Source organism: Mesorhizobium sp. LSHC420B00 (assembly GCF_000503055.1).
Taxonomy (GTDB): Bacteria; Pseudomonadota; Alphaproteobacteria; order Rhizobiales; family Rhizobiaceae; genus Mesorhizobium.
This window is the reverse complement of sequence record NZ_AYVY01000022.1, coordinates 1-22,426: the sequence shown is the minus strand read 5'-3', so window position 1 is coordinate 22,426 and position 22,426 is coordinate 1. Positions and strand designations below refer to the sequence as shown.

Annotated in this window: 22 protein-coding genes; 14 read left to right on the top strand and 8 right to left on the bottom strand. The window is 64.6% G+C overall.

Annotated features, from left to right (window positions below):
• The first annotated feature begins 16 nt into the window (after positions 1–16).
• From X760_RS64480 to X760_RS64465, 4 genes are read left to right on the top strand one after another with little or no spacing between them, the layout of a single operon-like run.
• Entirely contained in the window at positions 17–1,543 is a 1,527-nt protein-coding gene (locus X760_RS64480; RefSeq protein ID WP_023721165.1) for a sugar ABC transporter ATP-binding protein, read from the top strand.
• A 16-nt stretch (positions 1,544–1,559) separates the two neighbouring features.
• On the top strand, positions 1,560–2,537 hold the full coding sequence (locus X760_RS64475; RefSeq protein ID WP_023721164.1) for an ABC transporter permease: 978 nt from the start codon (positions 1,560–1,562) through the stop codon (positions 2,535–2,537).
• Positions 2,534–3,409 (top strand): MurR/RpiR family transcriptional regulator, encoded by an 876-nt coding sequence (locus X760_RS64470; RefSeq protein WP_023721163.1) that lies wholly within the window; start codon positions 2,534–2,536, stop codon positions 3,407–3,409. Before X760_RS64475 ends, X760_RS64470 begins: the two co-directional genes overlap by 4 nt.
• Before the next feature lie 30 nt (positions 3,410–3,439).
• Positions 3,440–4,336 (top strand): ribokinase, encoded by an 897-nt coding sequence (locus X760_RS64465; protein ID WP_023721162.1) that lies wholly within the window; start codon positions 3,440–3,442, stop codon positions 4,334–4,336.
• A gap of 31 nt (positions 4,337–4,367) precedes the next feature.
• Here the strand turns inward: X760_RS64465 and X760_RS64460 are convergent, their stop codons facing one another.
• On the bottom strand, positions 4,368–5,393 hold the full coding sequence (locus X760_RS64460; protein WP_023721161.1) for a LacI family DNA-binding transcriptional regulator: 1,026 nt from the start codon (positions 5,391–5,393) through the stop codon (positions 4,368–4,370).
• A gap of 196 nt (positions 5,394–5,589) precedes the next feature.
• Here X760_RS64460 and X760_RS64455 point away from each other — a divergent pair, with 196 nt between their 5' ends.
• The 5 genes from X760_RS64455 (at position 5,590) to X760_RS64435 (ending at position 10,635) form a co-directional block, all read left to right on the top strand.
• Positions 5,590–6,624, top strand: a complete 1,035-nt coding sequence (locus X760_RS64455; protein WP_023721160.1) for a Gfo/Idh/MocA family oxidoreductase — start codon at positions 5,590–5,592, stop codon at positions 6,622–6,624.
• Positions 6,621–7,529: a sugar phosphate isomerase/epimerase gene (locus X760_RS64450; protein ID WP_031194578.1), complete on the top strand. Its 909-nt coding sequence runs from the start codon at positions 6,621–6,623 to the stop codon at positions 7,527–7,529. Before X760_RS64455 ends, X760_RS64450 begins: the two co-directional genes overlap by 4 nt.
• Positions 7,530–7,691: 162 nt before the next feature.
• Positions 7,692–8,705 carry a substrate-binding domain-containing protein gene (locus tag X760_RS64445; protein ID WP_023676725.1) on the top strand — a complete coding sequence of 338 codons (1,014 nt, stop codon included), beginning with the start codon at positions 7,692–7,694 and terminating at the stop codon, positions 8,703–8,705.
• 86 nt (positions 8,706–8,791) lie between these two features.
• Positions 8,792–9,589, top strand: coding sequence for an ATP-binding cassette domain-containing protein (locus tag X760_RS64440; protein WP_023721158.1), 798 nt, complete (start codon positions 8,792–8,794; stop codon positions 9,587–9,589).
• The gene (locus tag X760_RS64435; RefSeq protein ID WP_023721157.1) at positions 9,586–10,635 is read left to right on the top strand and encodes an ABC transporter permease; all 1,050 of its coding nucleotides are present in this window, start codon (positions 9,586–9,588) and stop codon (positions 10,633–10,635) included. Before X760_RS64440 ends, X760_RS64435 begins: the two co-directional genes overlap by 4 nt.
• Before the next feature lie 9 nt (positions 10,636–10,644).
• Here X760_RS64435 and X760_RS64430 read toward each other — a convergent pair whose 3' ends face one another.
• Complete coding sequence (locus X760_RS64430) at positions 10,645–13,368, bottom strand: UvrD-helicase domain-containing protein (protein ID WP_023721156.1); 2,724 nt, start codon at positions 13,366–13,368, stop codon at positions 10,645–10,647.
• Positions 13,369–13,620: 252 nt separating this feature from the next.
• On the opposite strand from X760_RS64430, the gene X760_RS64425 reads away from it, so the two are divergent.
• Complete coding sequence (locus X760_RS64425) at positions 13,621–15,933, top strand: glucose/quinate/shikimate family membrane-bound PQQ-dependent dehydrogenase (protein WP_023721155.1); 2,313 nt, start codon at positions 13,621–13,623, stop codon at positions 15,931–15,933.
• A 10-nt stretch (positions 15,934–15,943) separates the two neighbouring features.
• On the opposite strand, the gene X760_RS64420 is transcribed toward X760_RS64425, so the two are convergent.
• Together X760_RS64420 and X760_RS77310 are read right to left on the bottom strand one after the other, a co-directional pair.
• Complete coding sequence (locus X760_RS64420; protein ID WP_023721154.1) at positions 15,944–16,375, bottom strand: hypothetical protein; 432 nt, start codon at positions 16,373–16,375, stop codon at positions 15,944–15,946.
• Between the two features lie 9 nt (positions 16,376–16,384).
• Positions 16,385–16,534, bottom strand: coding sequence for a hypothetical protein (locus tag X760_RS77310; protein WP_023721153.1), 150 nt, complete (start codon positions 16,532–16,534; stop codon positions 16,385–16,387).
• A gap of 255 nt (positions 16,535–16,789) precedes the next feature.
• On the opposite strand from X760_RS77310, the gene X760_RS64415 reads away from it, so the two are divergent.
• Positions 16,790–17,689 (top strand): dienelactone hydrolase family protein, encoded by a 900-nt coding sequence (locus X760_RS64415; protein ID WP_023721152.1) that lies wholly within the window; start codon positions 16,790–16,792, stop codon positions 17,687–17,689.
• Here the strand turns inward: X760_RS64415 and X760_RS64410 are convergent, their stop codons facing one another.
• Positions 17,690–18,598 carry a DMT family transporter gene (locus X760_RS64410; RefSeq protein WP_023721151.1) on the bottom strand — a complete coding sequence of 303 codons (909 nt, stop codon included), beginning with the start codon at positions 18,596–18,598 and terminating at the stop codon, positions 17,690–17,692. It lies immediately after the preceding gene.
• Positions 18,599–18,688: 90 nt separating this feature from the next.
• On the opposite strand from X760_RS64410, the gene X760_RS64405 reads away from it, so the two are divergent.
• Positions 18,689–19,168 carry an Lrp/AsnC family transcriptional regulator gene (locus tag X760_RS64405; RefSeq protein WP_023721150.1) on the top strand — a complete coding sequence of 160 codons (480 nt, stop codon included), beginning with the start codon at positions 18,689–18,691 and terminating at the stop codon, positions 19,166–19,168.
• A gap of 8 nt (positions 19,169–19,176) precedes the next feature.
• Here X760_RS64405 and X760_RS64400 read toward each other — a convergent pair whose 3' ends face one another.
• Positions 19,177–19,626, bottom strand: coding sequence for an Rrf2 family transcriptional regulator (locus X760_RS64400; protein ID WP_006202816.1), 450 nt, complete (start codon positions 19,624–19,626; stop codon positions 19,177–19,179).
• Between the two features lie 250 nt (positions 19,627–19,876).
• The gene (locus tag X760_RS64395) at positions 19,877–20,863 is read right to left on the bottom strand and encodes a sulfate ABC transporter substrate-binding protein (RefSeq protein ID WP_023721149.1); all 987 of its coding nucleotides are present in this window, start codon (positions 20,861–20,863) and stop codon (positions 19,877–19,879) included.
• A gap of 280 nt (positions 20,864–21,143) precedes the next feature.
• Between X760_RS64395 and X760_RS64390 the strand changes: the two genes are divergently transcribed.
• Complete coding sequence (locus tag X760_RS64390; RefSeq protein WP_023721148.1) at positions 21,144–21,416, top strand: AbrB/MazE/SpoVT family DNA-binding domain-containing protein; 273 nt, start codon at positions 21,144–21,146, stop codon at positions 21,414–21,416.
• Complete coding sequence (locus X760_RS64385) at positions 21,413–21,814, top strand: type II toxin-antitoxin system VapC family toxin (RefSeq protein WP_245278671.1); 402 nt, start codon at positions 21,413–21,415, stop codon at positions 21,812–21,814. The genes X760_RS64390 and X760_RS64385 overlap by 4 nt, the downstream gene beginning before the upstream one ends.
• A gap of 14 nt (positions 21,815–21,828) precedes the next feature.
• Here the strand turns inward: X760_RS64385 and X760_RS64380 are convergent.
• On the bottom strand, positions 21,829–22,426 hold a 598-nt coding region (locus tag X760_RS64380; RefSeq protein WP_023721146.1), incomplete at its 5' end, for a TOBE-like domain-containing protein.

The window sequence follows — 22,426 nt, the reverse complement described above, 5'->3', positions numbered from 1 at the left end:
CTGGAGAACCGAAGCAATGTCAGCCCGGCTGCAATTCGATAGCATTTCCAAGCTGTTTCCGGCCGTGCGGGCGCTGAGCGACGTGTCCTTTTCGGTCGGCGCCGGCGAAATCCATGGCCTGCTTGGCGAGAACGGCGCCGGCAAGTCGACGCTGCTGCGCATCCTGTCAGGCGTCTACCGGCCGACAGCGGGAAGCGTGCTCATCGACGGCAGGCCGGTGACGCTGAACAACCCGGTCCAGGCACGCGCCGCGGGCGTCGCGATGATCCATCAGGAATTACAGCAGGTGCCACGTCTCAGCGTTGCCCAGAACATGTTCCTGGGCCATCCGCCGATGCGCGGCGGCGTCTTCGTCGACCGGCGCCAGCAGGAACGCCGCGCTGCGGAAGCCCTCGCCGCCATCGATCCGACCATCGACCCGGCAGCCCCGCTTGGCAGCCTGAAGGTGGCGCAGCGGCAAATCGTCGAGATTGCCCGGGCGCTGCTCGACCGCGCCAGGATCGTGGCGATGGACGAGCCGACATCGAGCCTCACGCCTAGCGAGTTCGAACGGCTGGCGGAAGTCATTGCCGGTCTGGCGCGCGACGGTGTCGCCGTCGTTTACGTCTCGCACAAGCTGGACGAGGTGTTCGGCATCTGCCAGCGCGCCACCATCATGCGCGACGGCGCCGTGGTGGAAACCGTTGATCTCGCGCAGGTGTCGGAAAAGGCCGTCGTTTCGATGATGGTCGGCCGCGAGCTTGCGCAGGAACAACACCGCTCGCATGCTTCCGGCGAGATCAGGCTGAGCGTGCGTGGCCTCGCCTCGGCGACCAAGGTCCGTGACGTTTCGTTCGACCTGCATCGCGGCGAGGTGCTGGGCATTGCCGGCCTGGTCGGCTCGGGCCGCACCGAGCTGCTGCGATTGCTGGCCGGCGCCGACCGGGCGTCATCAGGCACAATGGAGATCGACGGCAAGGCGATAAAACTTTCCAGTCCGCGCGGCGGCATCGCCGCCGGCATCGGCCTTGTGCCGGAGGAGCGCAAGCGCGAAGGCATCGTGCCGTTGCGGTCGATCTCCAGCAACATGGCGCTGGCGTCGATGGGCGTGTTCGCGCCGCGCGGCGTCATCGACCACCGCCGGCTGAAGCGCGTGGCAGCCGAGAAGATGAAACGCGTCAATCTCAGACCGTTCCTGCTCGACCGGCCGATCCGCCTATTCAGCGGCGGCAACCAGCAGAAGGCGATCATCGGCCGCTGGCTGGCGGCGGGAACGCGGATCCTTCTGTTCGACGAGCCGACGCGCGGCATCGATGTCGGCGCCAAGGCGGAGATCTACCACCTGATCGAGGAGCTCGCCGCCGAAGGCCATTCGGCAATCGTCGTTTCGTCCGAGTTGCCCGAGGTGATCCGGCTCGCCGACCGGGTGCTGGTCATGCGCGACGGCACGGTCGCCGCCGAACTGGGCCGCGCAAGTCTCAGCGAACAGGCGATCGCCGCGCACGCCATACCCCAAACGGAGATTGAGGCCGGCAAGGCGCAAGGCCGTCGGGCCGGTGCATAACGGACAGGACCAGCGGATGACCGATATAACCCAACACACAGCAGCGCGCCCAAGCGCAGATTTCCTGCACCGGTTTTCGGTGCGCGACGCTGGCACGCTGATCGGCCTGGTGGTGATCCTCGCTGTCTTCGGGGCGCTGGTCCCCGGCTTCTTTGCCGAGCGCAATTTGATCAACATCCTGCCGCAGTCGAGCATCAATGCCTGCCTGGCGTTGGGCATGACGCTGGTCATCATCTCGGGCGGCATCGATCTGTCCGTCGGGCCGACGGCAGCTCTTTCGGCAGTCATCTCGGCCTCGATGCTGGTTGCCGGCGTGCCGTTTCCGCTGGCCATCGCCGCCGGCTTCGCCATCGGCCTTGCCTGCGGCCTGCTCAACGGCGTGCTGGTCGCCTATGTCGGGCTGCAGCCCTTCATCGTCACGCTGGGAACGCTCAGCACCTACCGGGCGCTGGCGCTGATCTATACCGGCGGCAATCCGGTGCTCGGCCTGCCTGCCGGCTTCCGTGCCATCTTCAATGGCTCGCTGTTCGGATTGCCGTTGGCGGTCATTATCGTGGCCGTGGTCGCGCTGATTGCCTGGATCATCCTCAAGAAGACGCCGTTCGGCGAATATCTGCTCGCCGTCGGCGGCAATGAGGAAGCGGCCTATATAGCCGGCGTGCCGATCGCCCGCACCAAGATCGCCGCGTATATGATCTCGGGCCTGCTGGCGGCGCTTGCCGCACAGATCCTGATCGGCCGGTTGGGTGCGGCCGAACCCATTCTCGGCAATCTCTGGGAGCTCGACGCCATAGCAGCGGCGGCGATCGGCGGTGCCTCGCTGATGGGCGGCAAGGGCAGCGTCGTCGGCACAATCCTGGGTGCCGTCATCCTTGGCAGCATGCGCAATGGCCTGACGCTGATGAACGTGCAGTCCTTCTATCAGCTCCTGGCAACTGGCCTTATAATCCTCGCCGCGATGCTTATCGATCGCGTGACGAGGGGACGTGGATGACATTGACCGGGCTGGATCTGAAAGCAGTAGGGCCGCGCATCCGCATGATGATGCCGCATCTGACGCCGCTCGAGGCGAAGGTGGTGGAAACCGTCTTCGGCAGGCGCGGCTTCGACGAGACTATCCCGCTCAAGCAGATCGCAGAGGAGGCCGGCGTCTCGGAGGCGATGGTGGTCAAGATCGCCAAGAAGCTGGGTTTTTCCGGCTATCGGGATTTCCGCACGGCGGTCTATGAATACAGCCGCCTGCCAACCGCCGAGATGCATCAGGAACTGTCGGTGGACGACAGTTCGGCCGAGATCGTGCAGAAGGTGTTCCGCACCTCCATCCAGGCGCTGGAGGAGACGTTGGCGATCCTCGACATGGACGATTTCGACCGCGCCGCCGATCTGCTTTACCGCGCCAGGAATCGTGACTTCTACGGCGTTGGTGGTTCCGCCCAGATCGCGCGCGACGTCTCGCACAAATTCCTTCGGATCGGCATCCGCACCTCTGTCTACGACGATTCGCACATGATGCTGATGTCGGCCTCGTTGCTCGGCGCCGACGACATCGCCGTCGGCTTTTCGCATTCCGGCAACACCAGCGCCGTCATCGACGCTATACAGCTTGCGCGCAAAAGCGGCGCACGCACGCTGGCCATCACCAACTACGATAACTCGCCATTGGCAGCCGTCGCCGACATCGTGCTCTGCTCGACCGCGCAAGGCTCGCCGTTGATGGGTGAGAACGCCGCGGCGCGCATTGCCCAGCTCAACATCCTCGACGCGCTGTTCGTCGCGGTGGCGCAACGCGACTACCAGGCGGCGGAGCGCAATCTCGGCCGCACCATGTCCGCGGTGACGTCGAAACGGAAAGACAAGAACTCATGAAAGGCAGCGGCTCGTGAAAGTCAGGGGCACATGACGGCTTCCCCGCCGCTGGTCACCGTATTCGGCAGCCTGCATTACGACATCATGGTCGAAGCCCCCGATCGCCCACGCAAGGGCGAAACGGTGACCGGTCATGCCTGGCATCCAAAATGCGGTGGCAAGGGCGGCAACCAGGCGGTATCGGCAGCGCGGGCCGGCGTGCGTGCGGCAATGATCGGAGCTGTCGGCGATGACGATTTCGGCCGCACGCTTCTCGACAATCTCGACCGCTGCGGCGTCGACAGCCGCTTCGTGCGGGTAGCGCCTGGCGCCGGCTCCGGCATGAGCGTAGCGATTTTCGACGACAGCGGCGACTATGGCGCGGTGATCGTCTCGGGCAGCAATCTCACTCTCGGCGAAAAGGACATTGCGGAGGCGGCCGAGCAGATCGCGCAAACGGCGGTGCTGCTGCTGCAAAACGAGGTGCCAGAAGCCGCCAATATCGCCGCGGCGCGGGCGGTGAAGGCGCATGGCGGCCGCGTCCTCCTCAACGCCGCACCCGCCCGGAAACTGTCCGCCGAGCTGATCGCGCTCACCGACATCGTCATCGTCAACGCCATCGAGGCGGAATTCCTGGCCGGTGTTCCGGTCGTCGACACACTCGAGGGTGCTGCGAAGGCGGCCGGTATGCTCGTCGGCTCCTACCCGGCTGCCATCGTCACCGCCGGCGGGGAGGGGGTCGCCTATCGCGACCGCGACGGCCAGGCGTTCGCCTTGCCTGCGATGCCGGTGAAGGTCATCAGCACCCACGGTGCCGGCGACGAATTCGTTGGCGCCTTCGCGGCGGGGCTTGCGCGTGGGCAGCCTGTCGAGGCGGCACTTGCCGCCGCCAATGCCGCAGCGGCCTTGCTGGTTGCAACGCCGGAGCGCGAGCGCGGCGGGCCTTGATCAATCTGAACCTGCTCGGTGACCGCCGCGCTCAATCGCTGTCGCGCGCGATAAGCTCCAGCGGCCAGACTTCGCGGATGATGCGGGCGCCTTCGGGGCCGGCGAAGGCCGGGATCGATGCCAGCAGCATTTCGGCCAGCCGTTCGCCCATCGGCTCCAGCGCCGGGCGGAAGCCGGTCAGCGCCGGCGAAAAATAGCGGCAAAGCGGCGTGTCGACGATGACGATCACGGCGATGTCGTGGCCGGGCCTGATGCCCGTTTCGGCCAGGGCCTTGCAACCGCCAAGCGCCATCGCATCATTGTTGAAGATGATGGCCGTCGGCGGGTCCTTGGAGCGCATGACCTTGGGCGTCACAGCGTAGCCGCCGGCCTCGTTGATGAAGCCGTCGGCGACCAGTTCGGGGTCGAACTCAATGCCGTGCCGCCGCAACGCCTTGCGATAGCCGGCAAGGAACAGATAGCCGAAGTTGAGGTCGAGCGACGGGCGGATGGCCGCGATGCGGCGGTGGCCGCGCGCGACGAGACGGTCGACCGCGTCTGCCCCGGCTTTTTCGAAGTCGAGGTCGAGCGAGGGATAGGAATCGCCGCCGGAGCGGCTGCGGCCTAGCGTCGCGAACGGGAAACCGGCCTGGGTCAAATAGTCGATACGCTCGTCCTCGCGCCGCGTCCAGGCCAGCACCACGGCATCGGCCCGGCGGGTCTCGACGACACGGCGCAGGCGCTCCTGCTGATAGTCGCCCGGCGCGCCCATCACCACGATCAGGTCGAGCCCGCTTTCGGCGAGCTTGGCCTGCAGCCCGGTCAGGAATGGAATGAAGAACGGCTCGCCATACTCCTGGTCGCCCGGATGCGGCTGCAGCATGAAGGCGATCGAATGGGTGGCGCCGCGCCGCAGGCTGCGGCCGGACTGGTTCGGTGAATAGTTCAGTTTCTTGGCCGCATCGAGCACGCGCTGGCGTGTGTCGGCATTGACGTCGGCGCGACCGTTGAGCGCGCGCGACACCGTGCCGATCGAAATGTTCAGGTGACGCGCAAGGTCGTGAATGCTGGACGCCAAAGGACAGTTCTCCCCCATGCTTGGCTAGCACCGGCTGCTCTCCGGGCCAAGCCGACACCACGATTTTTCGCAACCGGCCAATTGACATTCTACGCCATCGGGTGTGTTCTCGTAAACGTTTACGGAAAAACATTCACGGCCCTGCCGTGAATGCCGTGAGGATCGGTCTGGAGGGGCCGAGAGGGAGGAACACTGGATGATCAATGTCGTCCTGGTCGGCTGCGGAGCGATGAGCAAGGCCTGGCTCGATGCGGCCAGGCAGATCGACGGGCTCGCCATTGTAGGCCTGGTTGATATCGACGCCGAAAGGGCGCGGGCGAGGGCGCGCGAATACGAGCTTTCCGGCGCTGTCATCGGAACCGACCTCGACGCCGTGCTCGACCAGACCAGGCCCGACGCGGTATTCGACGTGGTGGTTCCCGCCGCCCGCCGCGAGGTCGCGTTTTCCGCCTTTGCCCATCATTGCCACCTCTTGACCGAAAAGCCGCTGGCCGACAGCCCGGGCAATGCGCGTGCCATTGTCGAGGCCGCCCGCAGCGCCGGGCGCATCCATGCCGTCGTGCAGAACCGCCGCTATGTCGCCAATGTCAGGCGCATCCGGCGCTTTCTCGCTTCCGGCGTCATTGGTGCTGCGACCAGCATCCACGCCGATTTCTTCGTTGCGCCGCATTTCGGCGGTTTTCGCGAAGAGATGCGCCATGTGCTGCTGCTCGACATGGCGATCCACACATTCGACGCGGCCCGCTACATGGTGGCCGGCGAACCGACCGGAGTCCATTGCCAGGAGTGGGAGCCGGCCAATTCCTGGTATCGGCAAGGGTCGTCGGCAACCGCAAGCTTCGACCTCGGCGGCGGCAAGCTGTTCACCTATGCCGGCAGCTGGTGCGCGGCCGGCTTCCGTACCAGTTGGGACAGTACATGGCGTATTGTCGCCGAGCGCGGCAGCATTGTCTGGGACGGCGAGGATGGGCTGAAGGCGGAAGTCGTGCGGCCGGTCCGTGAAGGCCTGTTCGACCGCACCGAACCGATCGCCGTGCCGCCGCTCGACCCGGCAGATCGCGTCGGCGGCCATCTCGGCATCATCCAGGATTTCGTCCGCGCCATCGAGACCGGCACCGAGCCGGAGACGCGCGGCGCCGACAACATCAAGAGCCTGGCCATGGTTTTCGCCGCAATCGAGAGCGCCGAGACCGGGCGCCGGGTCGCTATCGCTCAACAGGAAGGATCATGATGCCAAACCCGCTGCTCGACATCAGGATCGGCACCATGGTGCGCGCCAACCTCGACGACCCGGCCGCCTATGTCAGGCAGATCCTGCCGCTCGGCTTCGAGAGCATCCAGCCGTTCTTCTGGCAGACGCTGGGCGGCAAGGACATTCCGCGGCTGGCGGGCGAGATCCGCGAGGCGATCGGCGATGCCGATGTCGTCGTCTCGTCGATCGGCGTGTTCGGCAACCCGCTGGAGAGCGGCGAAGTCGATCGCGGCGTGCTCGAGGCGTGGGAAACGATCATCGACAACGCGCATCTGTTCGGCACCAACATGGTCAGCGGCTTCACTGGCCGTATCCGCGGCAAGCCGCTGCCCGACAGCCTGCCGCGCTTCCGCGAGGTCTGGGGGAAGCTGGCAAAGCGCGCCGCCGACAAGGGCGTGCGCATCGCCTTCGAGAATTGCGCCATGGACGGCAACTGGGCCAGCGGCGACTGGAACATCGCCCACAATCCGGACGCCTGGGAGCTGATGTTCAACGAATTGCCGGACGACAATCTCGGCCTCGAATGGGAGCCCTGTCACCAGCTGGTCTACCTGATCGATCCGATCCCGCAGATCCGCAAATGGGCGCGGCGCATCTTCCACGTCCATGGCAAGGACGCGACCGTGCGCTGGGACGTGATCCGCGAACATGGCGTGTTCGGCCGCCTGCCGTTCGTGCAGATGCGCACGCCGGGTTTCGGCGACAGCGACTGGACGCGGGTGATCAGCGAGCTGCGGCTGGTCGGCTACAAAGGTGCCATCGACATCGAGGGCTGGCACGACCCGGTCTATCGCGGCGATCTCGAGATCACCGGCCAGGCGCGTGCGCTGGATTATCTCCAACAATGCCGGGGAGGCGCGAGCTACCTGCCGAACCCGGTGTGAGGCTAATGCATGTCGCGCAAAAGTGCCCAGCGGTTTTGCGATAACGACATGCATAAAAACAGGACAAGCCGGGAGGTGCCGGCCAGCGAAAGATTGCGGCGCAATGCCGAAGCGATCGTCAAAACCCCTCGGCTAGCGAGGGAACAAAGGGAGGATAAGTGCATGAGCATTACGATGAGAAGGACAGTTCTGCGCTCGACCGTCGCGGCGGCCGCGATGGCGCTCGCCGCCGCACTCTCGACCTTGCCGGCGCAGGCGCTCGATGCCCAGTGGTGCAAGGATGTCCATATCCGTTTCTTCGTCGGCGGGGCGGAGGGCGATGCCTTCGGCACGATCGTCTATAATGGCGCCAAGCAGGCGGCGGCCGATCTCGGGCCGAAGGTCGACTACATCTTTTCCCAGTGGGATGTCGAGAAGATGGTGCAGCAATTGCGCGAGGCTGTCGCGGTCAAGCCCCAAGGCATCGCCATGATGGGCCACCCCGGCGACGCCGCGATCATGCCGCTGGCCGAACAGGCGCACAAGGACGGCATCAAGATGATGTACCAGAACGTGCCGGTGCCGACGGTCACGGCGGCGTTCGGTGGCGGCTATGTCGGCGCCCAGCAGGAGCAGCAGGGCCGCGCGCTCGGCGCCGAGGCGGTCAAGCTGGCCGGGCTCAAGGCCGGCGACAAGGCAATCATGATCGGCCCGTTCGAGAACGAGAGCCGCGGCGCGCGAGAACGCGGCACTGTCGCTGCCCTCAAGGAAGCGGGTGTCGAGGTCATACAGCTCTCCTCGCCGCCGAGCGGCGAATGGGCTTCCGACCCCAATCTGGCCCTTCCGGTGATCACCGCGGCACTGCTCAACAATCCCGACGTCAAGGCGGTCGGCTATCCCGGCGGACAGATGCTGGGCAACGTCCCGACTTACATGCAGGCGGCGGGCAGGAAGCCGGGCGATATCTTCAACTTCGGCTTCGATACCAGCCCGCAGATCGTCGAGGGCTTTAAGGGCGGCTGGGTCCAACTAACGGCCGACCAGCAGCCGTTCCTGCAAGGCTATCTGCCGATCCTCAGCCTCTGCCAGCAGGTGGTGCTCGGCCTTGCGCCGATGAATGTCGATACCGGCGCCGGCTTCGTCACGCCGCAGAATTACGAGATCGTCGCCGAGCTCGCCAAGCAGGCGCTGCGCTGACCTCCCAAGCCGCCGGCCGGGATCGAGCCCGGCCGGCGGGACCGCCGGCGAAAAGGCCGGCACGCGACAATCAAGCGAGGATCGCCATGGCCGAACGCATCATCGAACTGCGCGACATCAGCAAGTCCTATGGCCAGGTCTATGCGCTGGGCGGGGTCAATCTCAGCGTCGATCGCGGCGAGGTGGTCGGCCTGATCGGCGATAATGGCGCCGGCAAGTCGACGCTGATCAAGATCCTGTCCGGCGTGGTCAAACCGACCAGCGGTGAGATTCTCGTCCGCGGCAAGCCGGTGACCGGATGGAGCCCTGCGCGCTCGCGCGACGCCGGCATCGAAACGGTGTTCCAGGACCGGGCGCTCGCCGTGCAGCAGACGATCGTGCGCAATATCTTCATGGGCCGCGAGCTCACCAGCTGGCTTGGCTGGCTGAAGGTCAACAAGGAGATTGCGGAGGCGAGCCGGCTGATGCGCGAGATCGGCTTCACCTCGAAAGTGTTCACGCCACAGTCGATCGTCGGCCAGCTCTCGGGCGGCGAACGCCAGGGCGTGGCGATCGCGCGGGCCATCTATAAGAAGGCGGAGCTGATAGTCCTCGACGAACCGACGACCGCGCTATCGCTGACCGAGACCGCCAAGGTCTTCCACTTCGTGCGCCAGGTGCGGGCGAGCGGTCGCTCGATCCTGTTCATCGGCCACAACATCCACCACGTCTTCGATATCGCCGATCGCTTCGTGGTGCTGGACCGCGGCAAGGTCGCGCTCACCGCCGACCGCAGCGAGGTCAAATCGGCCGAGGATCTGATCAATTTCATGGAAGACGTCGCCCACCCCAGCGGATTGCCGGGGTTGCACGACGCGGGCGATGCGGGGAGGGCGGCACGATGAGCAAGACCATGGAACCCGATCTGCAGAGCCCCCTCGGCGGCACGCATGGCGAAACCGCCGGGAAAGAGTGGAGACACCCGTCCGACAACTGGCTGCGCGGGTTCATCCTCGACAACCGCGCTGCGCTCGGCACGTTGGCCGTGTTCATCGTCATGATGGCGGTGTTCATGATCGCCAACCCGGTCGTGTTCACCACCTGGTATCTCTACAGCTCCGTACTCACCACGCTGCCGGTGGCGCTGTTCGTGGTGGTGCCGCTGGTCTTCGTCGTCACTTGCGGCGAGATCGACCTGTCGTTTCCGGCGACCATGGGCTTTGCCTCCTGGGTGTTTGCGCTGGTCGTGCAGGCCGGCTACGACCCGTTCCTCGGCATCGCCGCCGCAATGGTCACCGGCATGCTGCTCGGCTTCCTGGTCGGCTCCCTGGTCGTTTATGGCGGGCTGTCGTCGCTGATCGCCACGCTCGGCATGAACTTCCTGCTGCGCGGCCTGATCCAGATCATCAACGAGGGCAGGTCGACGGCGCTGACCGGCCTTGCCGACAGCTGGGCCTACAAGATCTTCTCCAGCCAGCTTTACGGCATTCCGGTGCAGATCTTCTGGGCCATCGGCTTCGTCGTGCTGTCGGCGCTGCTTTACAACCGCCATCGCTTCGGCGCGCAGGTCAAGGTGGTCGGCGACAATCCCGACAGCGCCCAGCAGATGGGTATCGACGTCAAGCGCGTGCGGGTAAAAGTGTTCGTCTTCGTCGGCATCGGCGCGGCAATCGCCGGCACGTTCTCGGTGATGATCAACTTCACCTGGTGGCCGACCGCCGGCGACGGCTATCTCCTGCCGGTGCTGGCATCGGTGTTCGTCGGCGGCACCCCGACCTGGGGGGGCATCGGCACCGTCGTCGGCGGCGCGATCGGCGCGGTCACGGTCTCCTTCATCCAGACCGGCGTCGTCGCGGCAGGCCTGAGCGGCTTCTATGTCCAGTTCTTCAACGGGCTGATCATCATTCTGTCGCTGCTCGGCCACAAGTGGAACCAGGCGCGGTATCGGTGACCGGCGACCTCAAACCCCCGTCACAAACCCGTCCAGCACGCGTTTCTGGCCGGCCTTGTCGAAGTCGATGGTCAGCTTGTTGCCTTCGATGGCGGCAATGTTGCCGTTGCCGAATTTCTGGTGGAAGACGCGGTCGCCGACGCTGAAGGGGGATGGCGTGTCGGCGACGGATTTGGCGACCAGCTCGCCGTCGATGGTGCGGCCCTTGACCGAGGTGCGGCCGGCGCCGTAGCCGGAGTCGGTTTCGCCATAGCCGATGCGCTCGACCTGGTGGCCGGAGCGGGTGCCCCAATTGCGGTCGGTCGCCTCGGTGCGGTTCGCCTGAGCGCGCTGCCAGCCCGGCGTCGCATAGGTGCTGGAGAAAGCGCCGGATTTCTCGGCGCCGGAATTGCCGCCTATGTTGTCGAAGCGCGACGCCCCATAGGGGTTCTGCCTGCCTGCCCCTTGGCCGCCGCGACCGGAGGCGAACGAGCCGCCGCCGTAGGAATTGCCGTAACCGCCGTAGCTGTTGCCGCTCTCGGAAGCTTCGACATGGGCTTCCGGCAGTTCTTCGAGGAAGCGTGAGGGAATGGTCGATTGCCACAGACCGCGGATGCGGCGGTTGGAGACGAACCACAGATGCAGGTTCTTCTTGGCGCGGGTCAGGCCGACATAGGCAAGGCGGCGCTCTTCCTCCAGCCCGGAGCGGCCGCCTTCGTCCAGTGACCGTTGGTGCGGGAACAGGCCTTCCTCCCAGCCGGGCAGGAACACGGTTTCGAATTCCAGGCCCTTGGCCGAATGCAGCGTCATGATGTTGACGGCATCGAGCTCGGCGTTCTGCTCGGCGTCCATCACCAAGGCGACATGTTCGAGGAAGGAGCGCAGCGATTCATACTCCTCCATGGAGCGGATCAGTTCTTTTAAGTTCTCGAGCCGACCGGGCGCTTCGATCGAACGGTCGTTCTTCCACATGTCGGTGTAGCCGCTCTCCTCGAGAATGGTCTCGGCGAGCTCGGTGTGCGGCGTGGTTTCCAGCGCCTTCTGCCAGCGCTCGAAATTGGCCGATACCTCGCGCAGTGCGGCGCGCGGCTTCGGCTTCAGCTCGTCGCTTTCGGCGAGTTTTGCCGCCGCCTCCAGCATCGGGATGCGCAGCGCCCGTGCGGTGTCGTGGATCTGGCGGATGGTGGCCTCGCCAAGGCCGCGCTTCGGCACGTTGACGATGCGCTCGAAGGCGAGGTCGTCGGCGCCTTGTGCGACGACGCGGAAGAAGGCCAGCGCATCGCGGATTTCGAGGCGCTCGTAGAAGCGCGGGCCGCCGATGACGCGGTAGTTGAGGCCGAGCGTGACGAAGCGGTCCTCGAATTCGCGCATCTGGAAGGACGCGCGGACGAGGATCGCCATGTCGTTGAGATTGTGCTTCTGGCGCTGATAGGCCTCGATGGTCTCGCCGACGGCGCGGGCCTCCTCTTCGGAATCCCAGGCGGCATGGACATGTACCTTCTCGTCGTCCTCGGCGATCTTTTCGGTGAACAGCGTCTTGCCGAAGCGGCCCTCATTGTGCGCGATGAGGTGGGAGGCGGTGCCGAGGATGTGCGCGGTCGAGCGATAGTTGCGCTCCAGCCTTATGATGGTGGCGCCGGGAAAATCCTTGTCGAAGCGCAGGATGTTGTCGACCTCGGCGCCGCGCCAGCCATAGATCGACTGGTCGTCGTCGCCGACGCAGCAGATATTTACGGTGGACAGGTGCGGGCTTCCCTCCCCCTTGAGGGGAGGGTGGCCGGGCGACGCCCGGTCGGGTGGGGTCCGTGCGGCAGTGCTCGACCTACCGGCGGCAGTGCTCGACGCTCTAGCGGTGCCTTCTGCGGCAACCCCCTCCGCCCGCTTCGCGGGCACCTCCCCCTCAAGGGGGGAGGATTGAGGCCGCTGTGCCAGCAGCCGCAGCCACATGTACTGGGCGGTGTTGGTGTCCTGATACTCGTCGACGAGGATGTAGCGGAAGCGCCTGTGGTATTCCTTCAGCACGTCCGGATTGGCGCGGAAGATGCGGATCGGGTGGCACAGGAGATCGCCGAAGTCGCAAGCGTTCAGCGTTTTCAGCCGCTCCTGGTAGGCCTTGTAGAGCTCGCGGCCCTTGCCGTTGGCGAAGGCACGGGCATCGCCCTCGGGGATGTCGGCGGGGCCAAGGCCCTTGTTCTTCCAGCCGTCGATCATCTGGGCGAACTGCTTGGCCGGCCAGCGCTTGTCGTCCAGCCCTTCGGCCTGGATAAGCTGCTTGATCAGGCGCACGACATCATCGGTGTCGAGAATGGTGAAGTCGGATTTGAGCCCGGCCAGCTCGGCATGTCTGCGCAGCAGCTTCACTCCAATCGAGTGGAAGGTGCCGAGCCACGGCATGCCCTCGACATTGCCTTCGCCGATCAACAGGCCGATGCGCTGCTTCATCTCGCGCGCCGCCTTGTTGGTGAAGGTGACGGCGAGGATCTGCGAGGGGAAAGCCTTGCCGGTGGCAAGGATGTGGGCGATGCGGGTGGTCAGGACGCGCGTTTTGCCGGTGCCGGCGCCGGCCAGCACCAGCACCGGGCCTTCGGTGGTTTCCACCGCCAGCCGCTGCTCGGGATTGAGGCCGTTGAGATAATCGGGCGCGTTGTTCTGGTTGCTGCGGGCAGCCATGGCGCGCGCGGCAATGCCCGACGGGGCCACGGGCCGCGCGTTCGGTTCGTCAAAAAAGGGCATGTCTTCCGAAAAGCCGGACATCTCCCCCCGAATGTAGTGATTCGGCAGCGAAAGGCCAGAAGTGTCTCCGTTTTGTTCTCTGTCCAGCCGGTAGACTCACAATCTGAATGGGTCCGCTAACCAAAACGCCGGGCTTGCGATAGGCCGGCGCCGTAAAACGCCGAGCTTGCTTGACAGGGGAGGCGGGCCGGAGAAAGTTGCGTGGGGGCAGGAACGCAATGCGGGGTTGCCCATGGACGCGTCGCGGAGCGCACCAGTCGAAGGAGCACCGTCTTGGCTGTGGTCATCACCTCCCTGATCCTTTTCCTCATCGGCCTGGCAGTTGGCGGCGGCGGCATCTGGCTCGTGACGCTGGGGGGCAGCTGGTACTATGTCATCGTCGGTCTAGCTTTCCTTGTCGCGGCCTGGCTGCTCTACAGGCGCAGATCCACGGCGCTGTGGCTCTATGCGGCGATCGTGCTCGGCACGCTCGCCTGGGCGGTCTGGGAGGTCGGCTTCGACTGGTGGGAGCTCGGCCCGCGCGGCGGCATCATCGTGCTTGTCGCGCTATGGCTGTTGACGCCATGGGCGCGGCGCGGGCTTACCGGTCCCGACGGACGCGCGCCGCTGATCCTCGCCGTGCTGGCCTCGCTTGCGGTCGCCGGCTATTCGATGACGACCGATCCAAAGGATATTGCGGGTGAACTCAACACCGACAAGGTGACGCCGACGGCCGATCTCGGCGGCAACGTGCCGGCTGGCGAATGGCACTATTACGGTCGCACGCAATATGGCCAGCGTTATTCGCCGCTCGACCAGATCACCGCCGAAAACGTTGCCAATCTGCAGCCGGCCTGGACCTATCGCACCGGCGACGTGAAAGGGCCCGACGACATCGGCGAGACGACCTATCAGGTGACGCCGCTAAAAATCGCCGACACGCTCTACATCTGCACGCCGCATAATTTCGCCATCGCCATCGATGCCGCGAGCGGCAAGGAGAACTGGCGCTTCGATCCGCAGGTCAAGCTCAACAAGGACCGCCAGCACCAGACCTGCCGCGGCGTGTCCTATTATGCCGATGCCAAGGTCGCCGCTGGCCAGCCCTGCGCCACACGCATCTACCTGCCGACATCCGACGCCCGGCTGATCGCGCTCGATGCGGCGAATGGCCAGGTCTGCCCGACTTTCGCCGAAGGCGGCACGCTGAACCTGCTCGCCAACATGCCATATCCGAAGCCGGGCTATTATTATTCGACCTCGGCGCCGCTGATCGTCGCCAACAAGATCATCGTCGGCGGCGCGGTCAACGACAATTATTCGACGCAGGAGCCGTCCGGGGTCATCCGTGCCTACGATGCCGACACCGGCGCGCTGTTGTGGAATTGGGATTCCGGCAATCCGGACCAGACGACGCCGCTGCCGCCGGACCAGACCTACACCAACAACTCACCCAACATGTGGTCGACGGCGAGCGTCGACGAGAAGCTCGGGCTGCTTTATGTGCCGCTCGGCAACAAGACGCCGGACCAACTCGGTGCCGGACGCAGCGCCAATGACGAGAAATTCTCCTCTTCGATCACCGCGCTCGATCTCAACAGCGGACAATTGCGCTGGGTGCGGCAGACCGTGCACCACGATCTCTGGGACATGGACGTGCCGGCGCAGCCGACGCTGGTCGACATCACCACGGAAAGTGGCGTGGTGCCGGCGCTGGTCGGGCCGACCAAGCAGGGCGACCTCTATGTGCTCGACCGGCGCAGCGGCGAGCCGATCGTTCCGGTCAAGGAAGTGCCGGCGCCGGGCGGCGCGATCGAAGGCGACCATACCTCGCCGACGCAGCCGGTCTCGGATCTCAGCTTCAGTCCGAAACCGCTGACCGGCGCGGATATGTGGGGCATCACCATGTTCGACCAGCTGGCCTGCCGGATCGAGCTCCGGAAGTTGCGCTATGAGGGCCGCTACACGCCGCCGTCGCTGCAGGGCTCGCTGATCTACCCCGGCAATTTCGGCACCTTCAACTGGGGCGGCGTGGCAGTCGATCCGGTCCGGCAGGTGATGTTCGGCATGCCGACATACCTGGCGTTCATCTCCAAGCTGGTGCCGCGCGCCGACGTGCCGCCGCCAGGCGACACCAAGGGCAGCGAACAGGGCCTGAACCGCAATGACGGTGCGCCTTACGCAGTGATATTGAAGCCGTTCCTGTCGCCGCTCGGCATTCCCTGCCAGGCGCCGCCCTGGGGCTATGTGGCGGGTGCCGACCTTCGGACCGGCAAGATCGTCTACAAGCATCGCAACGGCACCGTCTACGACATGACGCCGCTGCCGCTGCCGTTCAAGGTCGGCGTGCCCGGCATTGGCGGGCCGATGATCACTGCCGGCGGCGTCGCCTTCCTCGGTGCGGCAGTCGATGACTATGTGCGCGCCTATGACCTGACGACCGGCAAACAGCTCTGGCAGGCGCGGCTGCCGGCGGGCGGGCAGTCGACACCGATGACCTACACGGTAGCCGACGGACGCCAGTTCGTCGTCATCGTTGCCGGCGGCCACGGCTCGGTCGGTACCAAGCCGGGCGACTATGTGATGGCTTATACGCTGCCGAAATAGAGAAGTTCCTTCAGAGCCCGAGATGCCCTTTCAGGTCGGGTACCGATGCAAGTACCTCACTGGTCAGCTGCGGGCCGGCGGCTGCCTCGGCCTGCTGGACCAGCATCGTGCCGGCCTGGCTGATCTGTGCGAGCGTAAGGCCTGATGCCTTGAGTATGGCGACGCCGTTGATCAACGCGCCGGTCTTTTCGCCGAGAGCGCCGCCGAGCGCGCCCTCCAGCGAGGACAGGAGGCCACCACCGGAAGCTGCGCCGGGAGCCATGACATCATATTGCTTGGCCAGGGCGTCGGCTCCCGGGATTTTGGCAAAGAAGCTGGACAGAGTCGTGCCTTCCGCCTCGTGTTCGAGCACCGAGAAAATCGTGCCGGCGATCTTTTCCGTCAAAGCCTGGTTGAGACCGGATTTCTGGGAGACGGTGTTGATGATGTCCTGAACGTCCATGACCTTTCCTCAGGCTTTGGTGTTTGCGGCCGGGTGCCGGTTGACGCGGATTTTGATCAACGATCGTTTGAAGGCGGTGAAGGCAGTGAACCGCAGCGCCAGCAAAGCCATAGCGGCGAGGGCGAACCCACTTGCCAGAAGCGGGGAGGGAAAGGTCATGGGCGTAATTCCTTCGTCGTCAATCAGGCATTCTTTCCTCACCAAATGGCGCGAGCGAGGCCTAGCCTGGTAAGTTTGTTTTATATGGTGGTGCGTGCATTTAGCATTGCCACAAAGGACCAAAATTTAACGACAGTGGGGCGCGCGGCATCACGGCCCTCGTGCAGGGACGTATGGCAGCCTCACTCAGCCGTGACTGGACCAGGCAAGCTTCGGCTCTATGTTGCCGCGGGGGGCGCCGACGAGGAGCGCGCCATGACAATACCTGCCGGACCCACTGCCGCCGAGCCTGTCATTACCCAGGCGATGATCGATGCCTATGACGAATACACGCACCTGACGCTCGACCGGCGGCGCTTCATGGAGCAGTTGACCAGGCTTGCCGGATCGGGTGCGGCAGCGGCCGCGATCGCGCCGCTGCTGGCGGCGAATTCGGCCCAGGCGGCAATCGTCGCCGAAGACGATCCGCGTGTGAAAGGCGAGGACATCAGCTATCCCGGCAGGGGCGGCGAGATGAAGGGCTATCTGGTCAAGCCGGCGGACCAGACCGGCAAGCTTGGCACCGTCATCGTGGTGCACGAGAACAGGGGGCTCAACCCGCATATTCGCGATGTGGCGCGGCGCGTGGCGCTGGAAGGGTTCGTAGCGCTTGCGCCGGACTTCATGACACCGCTCGGCGGCACGCCGGACGATGAAAACAGGGCACGTGACCTGTTTTCCCAGCTCGATCCAGCACAGGTCGCCGCCAATGCCGTGGCAACCGTCACCTACCTCAAAGGCTACAAGGACGGCAACGGCAAGGTCGGCGCCGTCGGCTTCTGCTGGGGCGGCGGCACGGTGAACATGCTGGCCGTCAACGCGCCGGACCTCGCCGCGGCCGTCGCCTATTACGGCATGCAGCCAAAGGCCGAGGACGTGCCGAAGATCAAGGCCGCGCTCATGCTGCATTATGCCGGGCTCGACACCCGCACCAATGCCGGCATCGATGCCTTCAAGAAGGCACTCGACGCGGCTCATGTCGAATACTCGGTCTATGTCTATGAAGGCGCCAACCATGCCTTCAACAACGACACGTCGGCGGCCCGCTACGACAAGAAGGCGGCTGACCTCGCCTGGGGCCGGACGATCGCTTTCCTCAAGGAGAAGCTGGCCTGATCAGGTGGGCGCCGGCGCCGGTTTGTGAAGGGCGACGCCGGCCACCACCAGCGCGATGCTGATGCAGTCGGTGAGGCTTGGCACCTGCCGCAGCACAATGACGCCGATCAACGTCGCGGTGACCGGCAGCAAAGACAGCATCAGCGCGAAGCTGGAGCGCGGCAGCCGCGACATGGCAAGCTGGTCGCAAATATAGGGAATGACCGACGAGCAGATGCCGACGCCGACCGCCGCAAACAGCAGCGGCGGCGCCGAGAAAGCCGGCAGAGCATCGGCGAAACCGATCGGCAGAACGACGAGAAGGGCGACCGCCATGGCGGCACCCAGCCCGGCGATGCCATCGCCGGCGCCGCCGCGCGCGATACGGTGGCCGAGCACGATGTAGCCAACGAACAGCGTGCCGTTGAGGAAGGCCCAGAACAGGCCGACGGGATCGCTCGACCATTTGACGTCGATCAGCAACAGGGTGCCGGCGACAGCGATTGCGAGGGCGGCGAGATTGCGCGGGCTTCTGAGGCCAACAAGCGCAACGCCGATGGTGCCGACGAATTCGATCGCCGCCACCAGCGAGATCGGCAGCCGGTCGAGCGCCAGGTAAAACGAGCAATTCATCACCCCAAGGCAGACGCCGAAAGCCACAAGCAACAACCGCGTCGAGCGATCGGCGCGGGCGAAGACCGCCCATGGCCGGGTCAATGGGGCAAAGACGAGTGCCGCGGTGGCGATGCGCAGCCAAGCCATGCCCAGCACGCCGACATGCGGGAACAGCAGCACCGCCAAGGCCGGTCCGAGATAGTGGAACACGGCGCTGACGCCGAACCAGAGATGCGGCGGGACCGCGTTTGCCAAGGTAAAGGCGGGGCCGGCGAGTGCCGGACTTGCTGCGGGGGCTTGCGTCCGATCTTGCATGGGATCAGTATCGCAGGCGATTTTTGCCATTGATATGGATGATGGCCGGGCATTGCGGCCATTTCCTTTCCGAAAGCAAGGAGCATTGCGCTGAAACGCCTTCGAAATGAAAATACCGATCTGGACCCGGCGGATCTGAAAATCCTGCGCCTGCTGGAAGAGGATGCGCGCACCAGCACCGCCGAACTGGCGCGATCGGTCGGCCTGTCGGCGCCGAGCGTGGCCGAGCGCATCAAGCGGCTGCAGGAAAGCGGTGTGATCGAGGCCTATACGGTGCGTATCAGTCCGGCGGCGCTCGGCATGAAGCTGTCGGCATGGCTGCGCATCAGGCCGGTGCCGGGGCAACTCGCTGTCGTGGCCGAAATCATCCGCGACCTACCGGAAATCGCCCAATGCGACAGGGTGACCGGCGAAGACTGTTTCATCGCTTTGGCGCATGTCGGCTCGGTCGCCGAGCTCGAGCGGGTGATCGACCGGATCATTCCCCATGCGATGACCAATACGGCGATCATCCAGTCGACGCCGGTAGTGGCACGCTCGCCGCTAGGGGCGGTGAAGCGCCCGGCCTGATGCTAGATTTAAATCTGCGACGTCAGCTCGACCGGGAAATCGTCATTGTCGGCGTCGCGCATGGCGGCGAGGCTGCGGTTGTCCAGCACCTCTGCGATCGCCTGACGCACCTCCAGCATCATGTGCCGGACCTGGCAGGTCGCCTCGTCGCAATCCTCGCAGCGCTGGTATTGTGTGCGGCTGGCGCAAGGGATCGGCGCCAGCGGCCCGTCGAGGACACGCACGACATGGCCGATCTTGATTTCGGAAGCGGGACGGGCGAGGCGGTAACCGCCTTCCTTGCCCTTGCGGCTCTGGACGAAGCCGGCATTGCGCAACTCGCCCAGGATGGCATCCAGGAATTTCTTGGGGATGTTGTTGGCGACCGCAATGTCGTTGACGAATGCGAGCTGGCCGACCGGCAGGCCGGACAGATGCACGAGAGCCTTGAGGCCGTATTTGCCTTTTTTGGTAAGCATGCCCGAGTCAACCCATTAAGCCCCAACCACCCGCATCTGGCGGCTGTTTGTGTGCAAATAATGACGGTTTGGCCGTGCGATGCCGTTCGCGCAGACAGGCCGCCCGAAGACATATTGCGCGCAAACGCGTTGATTCTTCGTAACGTTTTGGAGGGCGGGCGTCCGGAACGGGCGGAGGCCACGTTTTCGGCGAGCAAATGAAGAAAGCCGGCAAACGCCCGCTTTCAATCAGTTCACGAGGTTGCAGACGTCAGCGGCTGCCGTAAGTCTGGTCGAGCAGGCCGCCAGCGGCGAAATGCTCGGCCTGGACCTTGGCCCAGCCGCCGAAGACATCCTCCACCGTCAATAGGCGGACATCGGGAAACTCAGCCTTGTACTTGGCGGCGACCGTCGCGTCGCGGGTCCGCAGGCCGTTGCGGGCGGCGATGTCCTGGCCCTCCAGCGTATAAAGGAAGTCGAGATAGGTCTTGGCGAGGTCGCGCGTGCCATGCTCGTCGGCGATCGTGTCGACGATCGCCACCGGAAACTCGGCCAAAAGGCTGACCGAGGGCGTCACCTGCTCGAATTTGTCCTCGCCATACTCCTTGCGGACGCCGCGCGTTTCCGACTCAAAGGTGATCAGCACGTCGCCGATCTCGCGCTGCACGAAAGTGGTGGTCGCGGCGCGTCCGCCGCTGTCGAAGATCGGTACGTTGTTGAACAGCTTGGTGACGAATTCCTTCACCTTGGCGTCGTCGCCCTTGAAGGCTTCCTTGGCGTAGGCGGTGGCCGCAAGGTAGGTGTACCGGGCATTGCCGGAGGTTTTCGGATTGGGGAAGATCACCTGGACGTCGTCGCGCACGAGATCGTTCCAATCCTTGATGTGCTTCGGATTGCCGGCGCGCACCAGGAAGGAGGGCAGCGAATAGAAGGGCGAGGCGTTGTCGGGAAAATCTTTCTGCCAATCCGCGGAGATGAGACCCTTCCTGACCAGGAAGTCGATGTCGAGGACCTGGTTGAAGGTGACCACATCGGCGCCGAGGCCCTCGGCGATGGCACGTGCCTGCGCAGACGTCCCGGCATGCGACTGATCGATGGTGACGCCTGGGTGGCCGGCGACGAACGCCTTGTTGACCTGCGCAAACAGCTCGCGGCCGACATCGTAAGAAGCGTTCAGCAATTTGTCGGCCGACCAGGCTTGGGAGGATGCGAGGAACAGGCCGGCCAATGTGGCGACGCCAAGCAAAAATCGCTTCATGAAAACAAGGCTCCAATGCGTGCGCTTATTGCCGGACTATAGCGGCAAGGCATTGTGCGCGACGAGGCAGGCAGAGCGGCCGCTCCACGTTGTCGATAGAAGAAATATTCCCGCTGTGGAGGATTTCTAGTTTTTTCTTTCAGGCAGAGTCTTCCGGGCAGCTTGGCAGCGGTGCCGATGCCGTCGGCGTGCACGATGGTTCCCGGCCGGCCAACGCGATGGCGATTGCATCGCCGCGCGGTCTGGCATATACAAATGGTATATACAAGGAGCTATCGTCATGCCTCAACGCCGCCATTCAACAACCCCGCCGAAAGAGGCGAAGCTGTTTCGTAACAATCGCAGTCAGGCGGTGCGCATTCCTGTCGAGTTCGAACTTCCCGGCGAAAAGGTCTTGATCAGTCGTGAAGGCGACCGCCTGATCATCGAGCCGGTTCGCAAACCCGGCCTCACGGCGCTGCTCGCGCAATGGGCGAAAGAGCCGCCCCCCGGTTCCGAGGAGGACTTTCCCGAAGTCGAGGATATGCCTGTCAAATCCGAGGAATTTTTTTGATGCGGTTCATGCTGGACACGAACATTATCAGCGACATGATCCGAAATCCGGCCGGGAAAGCCGCCGCCGCCGCCCTGCGCGTGGGAGACGCCGCCGTGTGTACCAGCATCGTGGTCGCCTCGGAACTGCGATATGGCTGCGCCAGGAAAGAGTCGGCCAAGTTGCTCAAGAAGGTCGAGGAATTGCTGGCTGAGATTCCTGTCTTGCCGCTCGATGTGCCGGTAGATGCCGAGTACGGCGCGATTCGCGCAGAGCTGGAAGGCAGGGGCCAGACCATCGGCCAAAACGACCTTTTTATTGCTGCCCACGCCTATGCACTGGGAACTACCCTGGTGACCGCCAACACCGGCGAGTTCAACCGGATCAAAGGCCTGAAGGTCGAGAACTGGCTGGTGTAGCGCCTAAAAGAGGATCAAGCAGCCGGAAAAAGCTTCCAGCGCCGCGGCCTGAAAGCCACCCGGCTTTTCTGCGCCGCCGGATGGTCGACTGGCAACTCGATCTCGACCCGCTGGCGTTCGCCGCCGATTTCGAGCTCGACCCGCCTGGTGCCGGCGACGCGGCGGCTGGCGACAACCGTGCCGGCGATGCAGCCGTTGCATTCTTCCACCAGATCGACGTCGTGCGGGCGGAAGAACAGCGTCGCTTCACCTTGCGGTGCGTGCGGCGCGGAAAGCCCGATCGGCCGGTCGGCGATCCAGACCTGGCCGTCCTCGACCTTGACCGGGATCGAGCTCGATTCGCCGATGAAGCCATAGACGAAGGGCGAGTTCGGCGTGTCGTAGATCTCGTCGGCGGTGCCAACCTGCTCGATGCGGCCCTGGCTCATCACCACGACGCGGTCGGCAAGCTCCAGCGCCTCTTCCTGGTCATGGGTGACGAAGACCGTGGTGTGGCCGGTGGCGTCGTGGATGTCGCGCAGCCAGCGGCGCAGTTCGCGGCGCACCTGGGCATCGAGCGCGCCGAACGGCTCGTCGAGCAAAAGCACGGCCGGTTCGATCGCCATGGCGCGG

Excerpts from the sequence above, each read along its gene's own strand:
- X760_RS64480 (WP_023721165.1), top strand. The coding sequence starts at position 17 with ATGTCAGCCCGGCTGCAATTCGATAGCATTTCCAAGCTGTTTCCGGCC.
- X760_RS64475 (WP_023721164.1), top strand. The coding sequence starts at position 1,560 with ATGACCGATATAACCCAACACACAGCAGCGCGCCCAAGCGCAGATTTC.
- X760_RS64470 (WP_023721163.1), top strand. The coding sequence starts at position 2,534 with ATGACATTGACCGGGCTGGATCTGAAAGCAGTAGGGCCGCGCATCCGC.
- X760_RS64465 (WP_023721162.1), top strand. The coding sequence starts at position 3,440 with ATGACGGCTTCCCCGCCGCTGGTCACCGTATTCGGCAGCCTGCATTAC.
- X760_RS64455 (WP_023721160.1), top strand. The coding sequence starts at position 5,590 with ATGATCAATGTCGTCCTGGTCGGCTGCGGAGCGATGAGCAAGGCCTGG.
- X760_RS64450 (WP_031194578.1), top strand. The coding sequence starts at position 6,621 with ATGATGCCAAACCCGCTGCTCGACATCAGGATCGGCACCATGGTGCGC.
- X760_RS64445 (WP_023676725.1), top strand. The coding sequence starts at position 7,692 with ATGAGCATTACGATGAGAAGGACAGTTCTGCGCTCGACCGTCGCGGCG.
- X760_RS64440 (WP_023721158.1), top strand. The coding sequence starts at position 8,792 with ATGGCCGAACGCATCATCGAACTGCGCGACATCAGCAAGTCCTATGGC.
- X760_RS64435 (WP_023721157.1), top strand. The coding sequence starts at position 9,586 with ATGAGCAAGACCATGGAACCCGATCTGCAGAGCCCCCTCGGCGGCACG.
- X760_RS64430 (WP_023721156.1), bottom strand. The coding sequence starts at position 13,368 with ATGTCCGGCTTTTCGGAAGACATGCCCTTTTTTGACGAACCGAACGCG.
- X760_RS64420 (WP_023721154.1), bottom strand. The coding sequence starts at position 16,375 with ATGGACGTTCAGGACATCATCAACACCGTCTCCCAGAAATCCGGTCTC.
- X760_RS77310 (WP_023721153.1), bottom strand. The coding sequence starts at position 16,534 with ATGACCTTTCCCTCCCCGCTTCTGGCAAGTGGGTTCGCCCTCGCCGCT.
- X760_RS64415 (WP_023721152.1), top strand. The coding sequence starts at position 16,790 with ATGACAATACCTGCCGGACCCACTGCCGCCGAGCCTGTCATTACCCAG.
- X760_RS64410 (WP_023721151.1), bottom strand. The coding sequence starts at position 18,598 with ATGCAAGATCGGACGCAAGCCCCCGCAGCAAGTCCGGCACTCGCCGGC.
- X760_RS64400 (WP_006202816.1), bottom strand. The coding sequence starts at position 19,626 with ATGCTTACCAAAAAAGGCAAATACGGCCTCAAGGCTCTCGTGCATCTG.
- X760_RS64395 (WP_023721149.1), bottom strand. The coding sequence starts at position 20,863 with ATGAAGCGATTTTTGCTTGGCGTCGCCACATTGGCCGGCCTGTTCCTC.
- X760_RS64390 (WP_023721148.1), top strand. The coding sequence starts at position 21,144 with ATGCCTCAACGCCGCCATTCAACAACCCCGCCGAAAGAGGCGAAGCTG.